A 14,199-nucleotide genomic window follows, 5' to 3' on the forward strand; every position below is an offset into this window, starting at 1 on the left:
GGCCAGCCGGATCAGGCCGCCGGCGCGGCGGCGAGGGCGGCTTCGCGATCTCGGTCCGCGCGGCTCTTCTTTTCCGCGGCCGTCTTCAGCTGGCCGCAGGCGGCATCGATATCTCGGCCACGCGGCGTGCGTACGGGCGCGCTGATGCCGGCTTCGAAGACGATTTCCGAAAAGCGCCGCACGCGCTCCGGCGTGGAGCAGGCGTAGGGCGCACCGGGCCAGGGGTTGAAGGGGATAAGGTTCACCTTGGCCGGCAGGTCGTATTCGCGCAACAGGCGGACCAGTTCGCGTGCGTCCTCGTCGCTATCGTTGACGCCGTCCAGCATGACGTATTCGAAGGTGATGCGACGGGCGTTGCTGGCACCGGGATAGTCGGCACAAGCCTGGAGCAGTTCCTCGATCCCGTACTTGCGATTGAGCGGCACGATCTCGTCGCGCACGTCCTTGGTCACAGCGTGGAGCGAGACGGCGAGGTTGACGCCGATTTCCTGCCCGCACCGTTCCATCATCGGCACCACGCCGCTGGTGGAAAGGGTGATGCGGCGCTTCGACAGGGCCAGTCCGTCGCCGTCCATCACCAGATTGAGTGCGCCCTTGACGTTGTCGAAATTGTAGAGCGGCTCGCCCATGCCCATCATCACGATGTTGGTCAGCAGGCGACCGTCGCTGGTATAGGCGGCTTCCGTTTCCTCGTCCGCGAAATCCATCTTGCCCTTGGGCCATTCGCCGAGCGCATCGCGCGCCAGCATGACCTGCCCGACGATCTCGCCCGGCGTCAGGTTGCGCACCAGGCGCATCGTGCCGGTATGGCAGAACCGGCAATTGAGCGTGCAGCCGACCTGGCTGGACACGCACAGCGTGCCGCGGGTCTCGTCCGGGATGAAGACCATTTCGAATTCGTGCCCGTCGCTGGTGCGCAGCAGCCATTTGCGCGTGCCGTCCGTGCTGTGCTGCGCTTCGACCACGTCCGGGCGGCCGATGACGAAACGTTCCGCCAGCCAGGGCCGCATGGTCTTGGCGATGTCGGTCATCGCCTCGAATTCGGTGACGCCGCGGTGGTAAAGCCAGTGGAATACCTGCTTGGCGCGCAGCTTTGCCTGTTTCGCGTCCAGTCCGGCTTCGGCAAACAGTTCGCGGATGCGGTCCTTCGGCAGGCCGATCAAGTCCACGCGGCCATCTTCGCGCGGCGTGATGTCGCGCGCGACGGGAACCGGGTCGATCTGACCCGGGATGGGCATGAGCGTCGTGTCGGGCATGGGACGTCATATAGCAGGCGGCCGCGCAAATTTCCATCCGTCGCATTCGGTTCCCGAGCAAGCGGCGAAACGTGCGTTCATCCGGATGACAGGATGTTGCGCGCGTGCAACAGTTTCTTGTTATGTGGTATTCATGAAACTGGATGCCGAATTGTCCATTTGGGTCTCACGAGCGGCGGTCGCCGCCCGGCCGCTGCTCACCTACAATGGAGTTATTTCAATGAAGTACATCGCAAGCCTGCTGGTCGCCGGTTCCGCCCTCGCGGTTTCGGCCCCGGCTTTCGCCCAGGACGCCAACCCCGCTTTCACCGGTCCGCGCGTCGAAGCCAATATCGGTTACTCGACCACCGGTGCCGGCAGCGAAGCGGACGATGATGTCAATGACGACAACGATCAGGATATCGACGGTCTCGTCTACGGTGCGACGGTCGGCTTCGACTTCGCGGCCGGCGGCGCATTGGTCGGCGTTGAAGCGGAATACACTGACAGCAGTGCCGAAGTCGAATTCAACGACGACGGTGATTTCGAAGGTTTCGGCCTCGGCCGGGTTGAAGCGGGCCGTGACCTCTATGTCGGCGCGCGCGTCGGCACGGTGATCGGCGGCGACACGCTGCTCTACGCCAAGGGCGGCTACACCAATGCCCGCTTCAATGTCGTCGACGCCGACGGTGACGACTTCGACACGAACTTCGACAGCGACGGTTACCGCATCGGTGCCGGTATCGAGCACGCCGTGAGTGAGCAGGCCTTCATCAAGGTCGAGTACCGCTACTCGAACTACTCCGAAGGCGAGATTAACTTCGACGACAGCGACCTGCCCGATGGCGGCCGCGTCGATATCGACCTCGACCGCCACCAGATCATGGCCGGCGTCGGCGTCCGCTTCTAATCGGAGCGACGAGACAGGGAAGGGCGGGGCTTCGGCTCCGCCCTTTTTCTATGCGTCAATAGACACCTAGAGCCGCGCGCAGCCAACTGTGGCGGCGTCCATCGCGGTGGCGGCGCCGGCGAGGTCGTAGGTGTTGCTGAACTGGCGGCCGCGCGTGTCGCGGGTGCTGACGGTCATGGTGCCGGCCGAGCGCATGGCCGCCACGATCGCTGCGTCCATGGCGCGATTCTTCGCCCAGGCATTGCCCCGCGCGCCGGTCAGTTCGAAGCGCCGGTCCCCGATGCGCAGGGAGACGGTGGCATCGGCGCGCATCGCGCGCGACAGGCGGAAATGGATCTGGTTGCGCACCTTGCGTTCCGGCCAAGTGCCGACGCTGGCAAACGGTTCCAGTTCGCGCGCTGCACGGCTGGGTCGCGCCTTTGCGATCGCGTAGCACCGCGGCGTCTCCGTATCGCGAAAGGCGCCCCAGTCCGAAAAGACGCCGAGGCTCTCGCGCGCGGAAGCGGGTACCGCCAGCGTCGCCACGGCGAGGAGTATCGCAAGCCTACGCATAGCAGATCGCCATGATCTCCCATTCCCTGCTTCCGCCCGGTAGCGCAACGGTACGCAGGTCGCCAAGCCCGGCGCCGCGCAGCGCCCGCGCCATCGGGCTGGACCAGCCGATCCGGCCGGCGCCCGCGTCCTGCTCGTCGTCGCCGACCAGCGTTACCGTGCGGCGCTCGTCCTCTTCGTCCGCCAGCTCAACCGTCGCGCCGAAGAAGACACGCGTCGGATCGGGCTGCTGCGCCGGATCGATCACGCGCGCACGCTTCATCCGCCGCACCAGGTGCGCCAGTTCGCGATCGATCTCGCGCATGCGCTTGCGGCCGTAGAGGTAGTCGCCGTTCTCCGACCGGTCGCCATTGCCCGCCGCCCAGCTGACTATCTCGACGATTTCGGGCCGTTCCTTGCCCAGCAGATGATCGTAGCGCGCCTTGAGCGCGGCATATCCTGCCGGGGTGATCGGGTTCGTCCGCTCGGTCAGCGCAGGAAATCCACGGCCGTGCGCGGCGCGACGCGGCCGATCCGGTCGGGGTAGAGCTGCTCGTACACCGCCGCGTTCTCGATCACGCGCTGGACGTAATTCTTGGTTTCGAAGATCGGGATCCGCTCGATCCAGGTCACCCAGTCGATCCCGCCGCGGCGCGGGTCGCCATTGGCGCGCAGCCAGCGGTTCACATTGCCGGGCCCGGCATTGTAGGCCGCGATGGCGAGTGGGTAGCTGTTGTCGTAATAGCTCAGCATCCGGAAGAAATAGCCGTTGCCGAGCTGGATATTGTAGGTGGGGGACGCGATCAGGTCGTCGCGCGAATAGCTGAGGCCGAGCTTGCCCGCCTGTTCGTTGGCGGTTGCCGGCATCAGCTGCATCAGACCGCGCGCGCCGGCATGGCTGATCGCATTGTCGGCGAACTGGCTTTCCTGCCGGGCGATCGCATGGACCATCGTGAAGTCGGCCCCGGGCGGCAGCATCAGCAGGGGGAAGCCCTGCGCCACGAACTGGTCGTGCCCGTCCGCGCCGGCCGCTTCAGCGACATTGACCGCCAGGTCCCGCCGGCCGATCTCACGCGCCAGTTCGGTTACCAGCATGTGTTCGGCCTCGGTGTCGGCCTGGTCGGCAATGGCCTGGTAGAACTGGATCCCCGTGCGCCAGGGCTTGCCCTTCGCCACCTCCTTTACCGCCAGGGTGAGCGGCGCGGTCGCGAATGCGGCCCGTTCCTGCGCGGAAGGTTCCTGCGCGTTCTTACCGCCGAGCGGGGGCACCGGGCGCATCAGCTTGGCGAGGGCGAGCTGCCCGTAGAAGCGATCGGGATATTGGGCTGCAAGCCCGTAATAGCGCTGCGCCTCGCCCTGGTTGCCCGCCCGTTCGCTGGCAAGGCCGGCCCAGTAGAATCCCTTCGAGCGTGTCTGGGGGGTCTGCGCCGCCGCACCGTAGCGGTAGAACAGCGGAGCAGCCGCCGTTCCGTTGCCGGTGTTCCAGAGCGCTTCCGTCCCGCCGAGCCACATGAGCGAGGTGTAATCGTCCCGCAGGCGATAGGATTCCTTGGAAATGTCCGCCCCGGTCGGGAACATGTCGTCCACCGATGCCGCGATGCGCGCAGCCGCGCTCGGACCCGCGGCGCGCGCCACGGTCAGCGTTTCGCCGATGAAATCCTCTGCATCGAACGGCAGCCCTGCGAATTGCGGGCGGCCGTCCATGACGGCGACGGCATTGCCGGAGATATCGTCCGTCGCGGTGTGGCGCACGAGATTGTAGGTGTAGTTCGCATCGTACTTGGCGGCGGCCGGCGGGTTCACGGGACGCTGGCCCTGGACCAGCATCAGCCGGGCCATCGCCATGTCGCGGAAGGATGGGGAAATGCGCGCCACCATACGCTGCGCCGCCGCCGCCTCTTCCTGCCACAGCAGGGCATCCATGCGCGCGTCATGGTCCTCGATCTGGAAGCGGTTGGCGAACAGCGCGTCGAGATAGCTTTCGGTCCCGGCCGACATTTCACCGCCGCGCCAGGCCGCGCGCGCCATCTCGAACGCCTCGTCGCGGCCGAGCGACTGCAGGGCGAGCGCATATTGCGCGCGGCCCTCGTTCGTCAGGGGCGGCTTGGCATCGAAGAAGGCGACGATGTTGCTTGCCGAGACCTGCTCGCGCGCCAGCGCCAGTTCCGCGCGGGTGCGAAGGCGTTCTTCCTGCGGGAAGTCGGGATAGGCGAGGATGAAGCTGGCGTAGGAATTGAACGGCAGTTCGCGCTGCCCGATCAGGAATTCCCAGCGTTCGACCGCCTGTTCCATGCCCGTAGGCGCGGAGGCGACAAGGTTGCGACGCGCTTGCTCCCATGCGCCGGGGTCCTGCGCGCACAGGGCGGTCGGGGCGGTGAGGGCAGTCAGGGCGAGAAGGGCAAGCGGCAGTTTCGTGATACGGTCCATGCTGGACATGATGGTGCGCGGCTCCTTATCAGGCGCTGAATAACGGACGGCATCGCGATGGAAATCCCCCAATGCCCCATGCGTCCCCATGACCATACGAAAGGCTCCCCACAATGTTTTCCGGATCGATTCCCGCTCTGGTGACTCCTTTTCGCGACGGATCGTTCGACGAAGCGGCATTCCGCCGGCTGGTCGACTGGCAGATCGAATCGGGCAGCAAGGGACTGGTGCCCTGCGGCACGACGGGGGAGGCTTCCACGCTGTCCAATGCCGAGCATCACCGGGTGATCGAGATCTGCATCGAACAGGCCGCCGGACGCGTTCCGGTGATTGCGGGATGCGGCAGCAACGACACGCAGAACGCGCTGCTGCACATGCAGTTTTCGAAGAAGGCAGGCGCAGCCGCCGGACTGTGCGTCGCGCCCTATTACAACCGGCCGACCCAGGCGGGGCTGGTCGCCCATTTCAGCTATCTGTGCGAAAACAGCACCTTGCCGATCGTGCTTTACAACGTACCGAGCCGCACCGTGACCGACATAGAGGACGATACCGTCGTCCAGCTGGTTCGGAAGTATCCGGACCGGATCGTCGCGATCAAGGATGCGAGCGGGGACCTTTCACGCGTGGCGGACCACCGGATGGGGCTGGACCACGATTTCTGCCAGCTGTCGGGCAATGACGAGCTGTGGCTGCCGCATTCGGCCGCCGGGGGTTCCGGCTGCATTTCGGTGACTGCGAATGTCGCGCCCCAGCTGTGCGCGGAATTCCACGACGCGATCGCGGCGAACGACCTGGTCAAGGCGCGCGAGCTCAACGACCGGCTGTTCCCGCTGCACTACGCCATGTTCTCCGACGCGAGCCCCGCACCGGTCAAATACGCGCTCAGCCGGGTTCACGACTGGCTGGAATGCGACGTGCGCCTGCCGCTGGTCAATGCGAGCGAGGCCAGCCGCCGTGCCGTGGACGAGGCGCTGGAGCACGCCGGAATCCTGTAGGGATCAGTCTGGCGGGTTGTGCTTCTCGACGAAGGCGACTGCCGATTCCAGCATCTGGCGACGGGTTTCGGACAATGAGAGCCAATGATCCTCGCCCGCGAGCGTGACCAGCTCGTAGGACTTGCCCGCGTCCTTCAGCGCGTTGGCCATCTTGTGCGAATGGGAATAGGGCACGACCGTGTCGTCGCGGCCATGGATCAGCAACACGGGCGCATCCGCCTGCCTGGCGAACCGCCGCGGCGAGACGTCGTCCCACCGATCCCGTGGGCCAAGCTGCTGCAGGAGGGCCGCTTTCGTGATGCGCTGGCTGCCCGAGCCGCGATAGTCCTCGTTGTACATGGCCTTGATGTCGCTGACCGGCGCCACGGCGACCGCGCAGCGATAGAGGCCCTGCTGCAAGGTCACCCCGGCGAGCGCGGCATATCCGCCGTAGCTTGCACCAACGATGCAGGCCCGCTCGGGATCGACGATCCCTTCCTTCGCGAGGGCTGCCAGCCCGTCGGAAATATCGGTCTGCATCTTGCGGCCCCATTCCCCGTATCCCGCCAGCTTGAAGGCCTGCGTGCGGTTGGTGGATCCGCGGAAGTTCGGCTGGAACACCGCGTATCCGCGCGCGGCATAGGCCTGCGCCCACCAATCGAACTGCTCGCTGTCGGCCCCATGCGGCCCGCCATGCGGCATCATCAGGACCGGCAGGTTCTTCGGCTCGCGGCCGGGCGGCAGGGTCAGGATACCGTCCATCTCCAGCCCGTCCGCCGCGGTATAGGCAAAGGTGCTGATCGGGCCGACCTGTTCGGGCGCGATCCGCGGGCGTTCCCAGGCGAAGCCTTCCGCCCTGAGGCTGGCAAGGTCCACGAAGAACCACGTGCCGCTGTTCTCATTGCCCGAAGTCCGCACGATGGCCGCGTCGAAATCGCCCGTCCAGTCGACCATCCGCATGTCGTACTTGGCAAAGGCCCTGCGGATCTTTCGCGCGGCATCCTGGTGCGCGGGGTCGAGGAATACAGGGCCTTCCTCCGCGTCGAGGTAGCCCCGCAAATATCCCGTCTCGTCGTCCCAGAACAGGCGTTCCACGTCGGCATCCGCCAGAAACGGCTTTGCCGCGCCGCCCGCCAGCGGCAACTCGTACCACTGGGCGACGTTGTCGGCGTCCCGGTCGGAATAGAGCAGGCTCGTCCCGTCGTAATTTAGCCCAATCAGGGATGTCCGGCCCGACGGGCTGGTGCCCGTGCGGATGACCTTGCCGCCGGTGCCGCGGATTTCCCATTCGCCCGACCGCGTGTTGATCTCGAACCGGGCGGCGATTTCCCCGTCCGCGCCGACGATCCAGTCGCGGTCGGTTCCTTCCGGTCCCGCGGGGCCCACCTGCCGTGCGTCGTTCGTTTCGAAATCGACGCGATAGAGATGCGGCCGGCCGTGATCGAACTCGTAGTCGTTACGATGATTGCGACGGAATTCCAGCGCTCCGAAATAGCCGCTGAGCTTCCCGTCGCGCTTGCGGATGCCGTATTGCCCGAAGATCGCATCCGGCACGCGCCGGTCGTCGGAGAAGATGATGTGCGGTTCGCTGTCCTTCGATGTCGGGACGATCGTGGCCGTGTGGAATTCGTGCTTGTCGGTGGTGAAACCGAACCCGAGGCTCTGGGTCTGGCTGGTGACGAGCAGGACCCGTGCATCGTCGATCCAGTCGAAACTGCGGATTTTCAGCGCGCCCACCGCCATCCTGCGATGGACCGTCATGTCGCGCCCGAGGATCATCAGCACGCGCTGCCCGTCCATCGTCGCCAGCATCGCGATATACGAACCGCTGGGCGAAAGCGCGGCGTCCTCGACATCGGGGAGTTCGCCGTAATCGGCGATCGACGGCGGCTCGCCCGCCCAGGCCGCCGGTGTCATCGCGCTCAGCAACAGGCACGCGGCAAGCGTGCGAAGACGATTTCTCATGATAGTCCGACCCCCCGGCAAATCCTGTCGGCAAGAAAACCCCAGAATTGTCGCCAGATCAAGAGCGAAGGCCCCGACGCTGGATCGCGCCACGACGGTGCCTTTGGCGGTCTCTCAGTCGCCCCAGTCGGACTGGTCGTCGGTTTCGAGAAAATCTGACGTCGCGGCCTCTTCTGCTGCCCTTGCGGCGTCTTCGGCCATGTCCGCGGCTTGCGCGTGTTCGCCGTTCCATGTCTGCTCGCTACGGCGGTCTTCTTCCGCCTGCTCGCCATACTGGGCGAGGACCGCTTCGGCGGTGCGATCGAGCAGCCGGTCGGTCTCGGCGCGGGTCGACGGGATTTGCGATTTCCAGCTTGCAGGCAGGTCCTCGAAACGCCGTGCGACCGGGCGGTTCTCCAGCTTGGCGAGGATCCATTCGGTCGCCATCGCGTCGGCCAGCGCTGCCAGTGTCGCCTGGTCGCCGTCCTGCATGCCGGGCTGCATCGCCAGCCAGTTGGCGGGAACGTCGGCCTCGACGACGAGCCGCGTCCGTTCGGGGCCGACCGGCTCGATCGCCACCTCGATCGTGACCACCGTGTCCTCGAGAAAGCCGTATTCCGCGCGGTAGCGCGTCTCACCGACCGGGTAGGTCCGATAGAAGATCGTCCCGTCCCGCTCCTGCGTCACCTGGGGGAAGGTTTCGCGAAGGAAGAGTTCGAGCGAAAGATCGTCCAGGCGACGCTTCACCTCGTCCGGCGATTGATCGATGACCGGATCGGGCACCCCGGCGACATTCGCACCGGCAAAAATGTCCGGCTGGGCCGCATAAGTCGCAACGCCGGCAAAGCCGACGAGCGCGAGGGCGAGAGCAATCCTTTCCATCGCGGTCCTTTAGCAGGAAGCCCACAAGCACTGGTTAATCGGCAGCCCTTTGCCTTTTCGATCTCGCGGCCCTACATGCCGCCGCCTCATGCCCCGTCCCAAGCCCGCTACCTTCGACAAGCAGAAAGTGGTCGCCGAGAACCGGCGGGCGCGGTTCGATTATGCGGTGGAGGATACCTACGAGGCGGGAATCGCGCTGCAGGGGACCGAGGTAAAGGCGTTGCGCGCGGGCGAGGCGAGCATCGCGGAAAGCTACGCCGAAGTGCGCGACGGACAGGTCTGGCTCGTCAACTCGAATATCCCGGAATACAGCCACGGCAATCGCGAGAACCACGAGCCCAAGCGGCCGCGAAAACTGCTGCTGCACGAGCGCGAGATTGCGAAGCTCACCGGCGCGGTGGAGCGCAAGGGCATGACGCTGGTTCCGCTGAGCGTCTATTTCAACGCGAAAGGCCGCGCGAAGCTCGAACTGGCGCTCGCCAAGGGGCGCCAGTCGCAGGACAAGCGGGAATATATCAAGGATCGCGACTGGAAGCGCGACAAGGCGCGATTAATGCGCGAAAAGGGATAGGCGTTTCCCTTGCGCGGGAGCCGCGCGATATCCAGTATCAGCAGGCGCGATGAAATCCTCCCGTTCCAAGACTTTCCTGGCAGACCAGATCCGCAAGCGAACGCCCTCGCGCGAGGAAATGGCGGAAAACCGCTGGCTGAAGCCGATCGCGCATCGCTTCCTCAGTCCCGAACTCTGGCGCTTCACGCGCCGCTCCGTTCCGCGCGGCGTGGCCCTCGGCCTGTTCGCGGCCTTCATCGTGCCGCTGGGTCAGATATTCCTCGCCGCCTTTCTCGCCCTCCCGGCGCGCGCCAATGTCCCGCTCGCGGCACTGACCACCTTCGTCACCAATCCCTTCACCCTGCCGTTCTGGCTCTGGGCGGCGAACCGGACCGGCAGCTTCGTGCTCGCCATCGATTCCGCGGCCGGCGGCGTGGCGAACGAGGAACTGGCGAGCGGGCGCTGGGGCTGGGTGACCGATGCATTCGAGGTCGCCGGCGTGACCGGCTTCGGGTTCCTCGTGCTGGCCATCGTATCTTCCGCAGTCGGATATCTCCTGTCCGGCGTCGTCTGGAGACAGGTCGTCGTGCAGAAGCGACGCAGGCGCCTGGCGCGCATGGAAGCGCGGCTGGATGAAAGATTGAACGGAGACGGTTCGTGATCGCCGTCGACCGGCCCGAAGGCGCGCTGTCATGGCACTGGTTCGCGGCGGCCGCGCTGGCGCTGGTCGTCAGTCTGGCGGCCATCTGGTTCGTGACCGACAGCGTGCTGCTGGTCGTGGTGGCGCTGGGAGGGATGGGGGCCGTCGGGGCGGGGGCGTTCTTCGTCTCGCGCTACTCCGCACCGCCGGCGAGCGCCGAGATCGCGCCGCCCGACTGGGCAGTCACCGTCGCCGCGATCGAGGGCGAGGGCGATGCCATCGCGATTACCGACCGGGCCAACCGGATGGTGTGCGCGAACAGCCGCTACACCGACTGGTTCGGCGTGGGGACTGCGCCGCCCAACCTCCCACTGCCGCGCGAATCGCTCGAGGAACTGGCGAAGACGGCGCGCCTCGCCTGGCGCGACGGAGATTCGACCAGCGCGGAACTGAAGGGCGAGGGCGTCCTGTGGCAGGCCCGGGTCCGGCGGGCGGGGCGGGGTCAGGACCACCTGGTGTGGCGGCTGACAGTGCGGTCGGAGGACGACCTGGCCAATTCGGCAGCCACCCTTGTCACCGGAGACTGGGGCGCGGCGCTGTCCCGCGCCGGCGTCGACAGCGCGCTCGTCGGGCCGGACGGTATCATCCGGGCGGCGGCGAGCGGCTTTGCCGAGCAGGCCTGCGGCGATCCGTCGGCCACGATGGCCGGTCTCGATTTCGCCGCCCAGTTCCGCAGCGACGAGCAGGACCGCATCGTGTTCGCGCGAGACGGTCGCAAGGGCGCGGCGCGCGCGCTGATCCAGGTGCCGCTCGGTGGCGATGACGGCGCGCCGGTGGACGAGCAACCGTCCCTCATCCTGGTGGTCGAAAGCGGCGTCGCCATCGGTGCCGGCATGGAAGCGGCCGGCGTGGCGTCCGCGCCGCAGCTGGAAGCGCTGCTCGGCGCGCTGCCGCTGGGCCTGGCGATGACCGACCGCGACGGGCGGTTCCTGTTCGGCAACGAGGCCTTCCTGCGCGCCATCGGGCGCGAGGACGGGACCATGCCGCAATACCCGTCGGACCTGGTGGTGAAGGAAGACAAGGGGCCGCTGGCGGACGCGGTACGGCGATACGGCAAGGGCCCGGCCAATAGCGGCGACATGGCCATTCGCCTGCGCGAATCTCCGGACGACCCGGTTTCGCTCGGACTGTCCGGCGTGCGGGGCCTCGGCGATGCGGCGGTTCTCCTTTCGCTGCGCGACGGCAGCGAGGAAGCGCGGCTGAAGCGGCAAGTGGCGCAGGCGACGAAGATGCAGGCTGTCGGCCAACTCGCAGGCGGCGTCGCGCATGATTTCAACAACGTCCTGACCGCAATCATCGGTTACTGCGACCTGATGCTGCTGCGCCATACGCCCGGCGACAGCGACTATGACGACATCCAGCAGATCCGCGCGAATTCCAACCGCGCCGCCGCTCTGACCCGGCAACTGCTCGCCTTCAGCCGCCAGCAGACGCTGCGGCCGCAGGTCCTGCAGTTGCCCGATGTCGTGAGCGAAGTGGCGCAATTGCTAAAGAAGCTGTTGGGCGAAAAGGTCGAATTCAAGGTCCGGCACGACCGCGAACTGGGCCCGGTCCGCGCCGATCCGCAGCAACTGGAGCAGGTGATCGTGAACCTCGCGGTCAATGCGCGCGACGCCATCCATTCTCGCGGCAACGGCAAGGGCAAGCTGTCGCTCGCGACGCGGCGCGTGACCGCGCGGGACGTGCGCGCCAGCGGATCGGACATCCTGCCGATCGCCGATTACACCGTGCTGGTCATGCAGGACACGGGCGGCGGCATCCCGCCGGAACTGCTGGGCAAGGTGTTCGACCCGTTCTTCACCACGAAGGAGCAGGGGAAGGGTACCGGGCTCGGCCTTTCGACCGTGTACGGTATCGTCAAGCAATCGGGCGGCTTCATCTTCGCGGAGAACGTCGCGGGATCGGGCGGGCGGCCGGAAGGCGCGCGGTTCACCGTCTACCTGCCCGTCTATTCCGGACCTGTCGTGGAGGCCGAGAGCAAGCCGTCGGCGCAGAAGGAGCCCGCAGCGAGCGATTGGTCGGGCGGTGGGCGCATCCTGCTGGTGGAAGACGAGGACATGGTCCGCGCGGTGGCGGAACGCGCGCTGACGCGCGCCGGCCATACCGTGACCACTGCGAAGGACGGGGAAGAAGGCCTTGCCGCCATCGCGCGCGGGGACGAGTTCGACCTCGTCCTGTCCGACGTGGTGATGCCGGTGATGGACGGCCCTGCAATGGCGAAGGCGCTGCGCAAACTGCGGCCGGACCTGCCGGTGCTGTTCATGTCCGGCTACGCCGAGGAGCAGCTTCGAAACGAGATCGACATCGACGCGATGCACTTCATGCCCAAGCCGTTCAACGTGCAGCAGATCAGCGACAAGGTATCGCAGGTCCTTTCGACGAGCCGATAGGCCTTTCCCGCCGTACACGAAATCGCCCGGCCCGGTTCGCATGTTAAGCTTGTGATAAGGCAGGGCGGGTGCAAAAGTGCCGCAGGGCCGCCGCGGCGGCACGGGGAACACGCGGATTCGCCCGGTTTCGGCAATTCGCCAACATTGAGGGGAAGGCGAATGCGCAACACGGCAATGGTCCTGTTCGGTGCGGTCGGAGCAGTTCTTTCCACCGGGGCTCTGGCACAGGAGGTCGCGCCCGATACCGCGGCCGAAAGTGCGCAAGGCGATGTCGCCGTCACAATCTACCAGAACGGGCAGGCGCTGGTGCAGGACGTGCGGCAGCTGGACATCGCGCGTGGGCGCAGCCGCATCGTGTTTCCCGACGTGTCGGCGCAGATCCGCCCGGAAACGCTCAGCTTTGCAGCCCCCGGCACGGCCATCGTCGAACAGAATTTCGACTTCGACCTGCTGACCCCGCAGAAGATGATGGAAAAGGCGATCGGTCAGACGATCACCCTGATCCGCACCAATCCTGCGACCGGGGCCGAAACGCGCGAGCGCGCCGAGGTGCTGAGCACTGCCGGCGGCGTGGTCGTGCGCATCGGCGACCGGATCGAGGTGCTGCGCGACGACGGCCTGCCGGTCCGAGTGGTCTTCGACCGCGTTCCGCCGAACCTGCGCGCGCGCCCGACTCTCTCGGTAAATGTGGAAAGCGACCGGTCGGGAACGCGGCCGGCCTCCATCCGCTACCTCACGCCGGGCCTCGGCTGGAGCGCGGACTACGTCGCGCTCTACGACGAGCAGGTCGGCAGCATCGACATGCAGGGCTGGGTCACCCTGACCAACCGCACCGGCACCACATTCTTCGATGCGGACACGCTGCTGGTCGCCGGCAACCCGAATTATTCGGGACGCAACAACACGCGCAGCATCAGCCGCGTGGGCACCGAAAGCGCCGATCGCGAGCAGGTGGGCGAATACTATCTCTACCCGATCGACGGGCGCACGACGATCGCCAACCAGCAGACCAAGCAGGTCAGTTTCCTCGACGTGCAGGGCGTAGCCGCGAACAAGGTGTACAGCCGGACGGTGAACTGGCTGGCGAACGACAGCCAGCCGGTCAACGTATCGAGCGAGATCGCCTTCTCGTCCTCGCGCGATGGCGGGCTGGGCGATGCGCTGCCTGCGGGAACGGTGCGCTTCTACCAGCGGGACCGCGAGGGGAACCCGCAATTCATCGGCGAGAATTCGATTGGCCACACGCCCATGGGCAGCGAAATGTCGCTGCGCACGGGTGACGCCTTCGACGTACTCGTCCAGGCCGAGGTCGAGAAGCGCGAACGCATCACCGCGGACGAATACGAACGGTCCTCGCGCTCGCGCATCATCCAGGACGGACAGGTGGTCGCGACGATCGAGAACGAGCGCGCCGTCACCTACTGGCGCACGACGATGCGCTACACCTTCACCAATGCCAAATCGACGCCTGTCGAGGTGGAACTGCTGCAGGCCGGACTGGACCAGGGATGGTGGACGCGCGACTACCGCGTGGTGGCCGAGGACCTGACCGGGACGCAGATCAACACCGACGAGCGCAAATGGACTGTTCCGGTTCCCGCCAACGGGCGCCGGGAATTCCGCGTCATCTTCGAAACCAAGTACTGAGGCCGCGCG

General features: G+C 66.2%; 12 protein-coding genes. 6 read left to right on the forward strand and 6 right to left on the reverse strand.

All coding sequences use genetic code 11. The annotated features are described in order from the left end of the window. Positions 1 to 11: 11 nt before the first annotated feature. Positions 12 to 1,256, reverse strand: a complete 1,245-nt coding sequence (gene rlmN, locus AB1K63_RS01895; RefSeq protein WP_366958224.1) for a 23S rRNA (adenine(2503)-C(2))-methyltransferase RlmN — start codon at positions 1,254 to 1,256, stop codon at positions 12 to 14. On the opposite strand from rlmN, the gene AB1K63_RS01900 reads away from it, so the two are divergent. Then, positions 1,237 to 2,145, forward strand: coding sequence for a porin family protein (locus AB1K63_RS01900; protein WP_366958225.1), 909 nt, complete (start codon positions 1,237 to 1,239; stop codon positions 2,143 to 2,145). The genes rlmN and AB1K63_RS01900 overlap by 20 nt on opposite strands. 66 nt (positions 2,146 to 2,211) lie before the next feature. Here AB1K63_RS01900 and AB1K63_RS01905 read toward each other — a convergent pair whose 3' ends face one another. The 3 genes from AB1K63_RS01905 to AB1K63_RS01915 are packed head-to-tail and all read right to left on the reverse strand — an operon-like array spanning position 2,212 to position 5,112. Next, the gene (locus tag AB1K63_RS01905) at positions 2,212 to 2,697 is read right to left on the reverse strand and encodes an invasion associated locus B family protein (RefSeq protein ID WP_366958226.1); all 486 of its coding nucleotides are present in this window, start codon (positions 2,695 to 2,697) and stop codon (positions 2,212 to 2,214) included. Beyond that, a complete protein-coding gene (locus tag AB1K63_RS01910) occupies positions 2,690 to 3,169 on the reverse strand; it encodes a GreA/GreB family elongation factor (RefSeq protein WP_366960626.1) in 480 nt (159 codons plus the stop codon). Before AB1K63_RS01910 ends, AB1K63_RS01905 begins: the two co-directional genes overlap by 8 nt. Further along, positions 3,166 to 5,112, reverse strand: coding sequence for a lytic transglycosylase domain-containing protein (locus AB1K63_RS01915; protein WP_366958227.1), 1,947 nt, complete (start codon positions 5,110 to 5,112; stop codon positions 3,166 to 3,168). The genes AB1K63_RS01910 and AB1K63_RS01915 overlap by 4 nt, the downstream gene beginning before the upstream one ends. Before the next feature lie 104 nt (positions 5,113 to 5,216). On the opposite strand from AB1K63_RS01915, the gene dapA reads away from it, so the two are divergent. Continuing rightward, entirely contained in the window at positions 5,217 to 6,098 is an 882-nt protein-coding gene (gene dapA, locus AB1K63_RS01920; RefSeq protein WP_366958228.1) for a 4-hydroxy-tetrahydrodipicolinate synthase, read from the forward strand. Between the two features lie 3 nt (positions 6,099 to 6,101). Here the strand turns inward: dapA and AB1K63_RS01925 are convergent, their stop codons facing one another. Then, positions 6,102 to 8,042: a S9 family peptidase gene (locus tag AB1K63_RS01925; protein WP_366958230.1), complete on the reverse strand. Its 1,941-nt coding sequence runs from the start codon at positions 8,040 to 8,042 to the stop codon at positions 6,102 to 6,104. 114 nt (positions 8,043 to 8,156) lie between these two features. Further along, entirely contained in the window at positions 8,157 to 8,903 is a 747-nt protein-coding gene (locus AB1K63_RS01930; protein ID WP_366958231.1) for a hypothetical protein, read from the reverse strand. A gap of 88 nt (positions 8,904 to 8,991) precedes the next feature. Here AB1K63_RS01930 and smpB point away from each other — a divergent pair, with 88 nt between their 5' ends. The 4 genes from smpB to AB1K63_RS01950 all read left to right on the forward strand — a co-directional run bounded on the left by smpB (position 8,992) and on the right by AB1K63_RS01950 (position 14,190). Next, entirely contained in the window at positions 8,992 to 9,474 is a 483-nt protein-coding gene (gene smpB, locus AB1K63_RS01935) for an SsrA-binding protein SmpB (RefSeq protein WP_366958233.1), read from the forward strand. Between the two features lie 49 nt (positions 9,475 to 9,523). After that, positions 9,524 to 10,114, forward strand: a complete 591-nt coding sequence (locus AB1K63_RS01940) for a DUF2062 domain-containing protein (RefSeq protein WP_366958234.1) — start codon at positions 9,524 to 9,526, stop codon at positions 10,112 to 10,114. Further along, positions 10,114 to 12,543, forward strand: a complete 2,430-nt coding sequence (locus AB1K63_RS01945; protein ID WP_366960627.1) for a response regulator — start codon at positions 10,114 to 10,116, stop codon at positions 12,541 to 12,543. Before AB1K63_RS01940 ends, AB1K63_RS01945 begins: the two co-directional genes overlap by 1 nt. A 159-nt stretch (positions 12,544 to 12,702) precedes the next feature. Further along, positions 12,703 to 14,190 (forward strand): DUF4139 domain-containing protein, encoded by a 1,488-nt coding sequence (locus AB1K63_RS01950; protein WP_366958235.1) that lies wholly within the window; start codon positions 12,703 to 12,705, stop codon positions 14,188 to 14,190. Positions 14,191 to 14,199 lie beyond the last annotated feature (9 nt).

It is taken from the genome of Qipengyuania sp. JC766, assembly GCF_040717445.1.
GTDB lineage: Bacteria > Pseudomonadota > Alphaproteobacteria > Sphingomonadales > Sphingomonadaceae > JC766.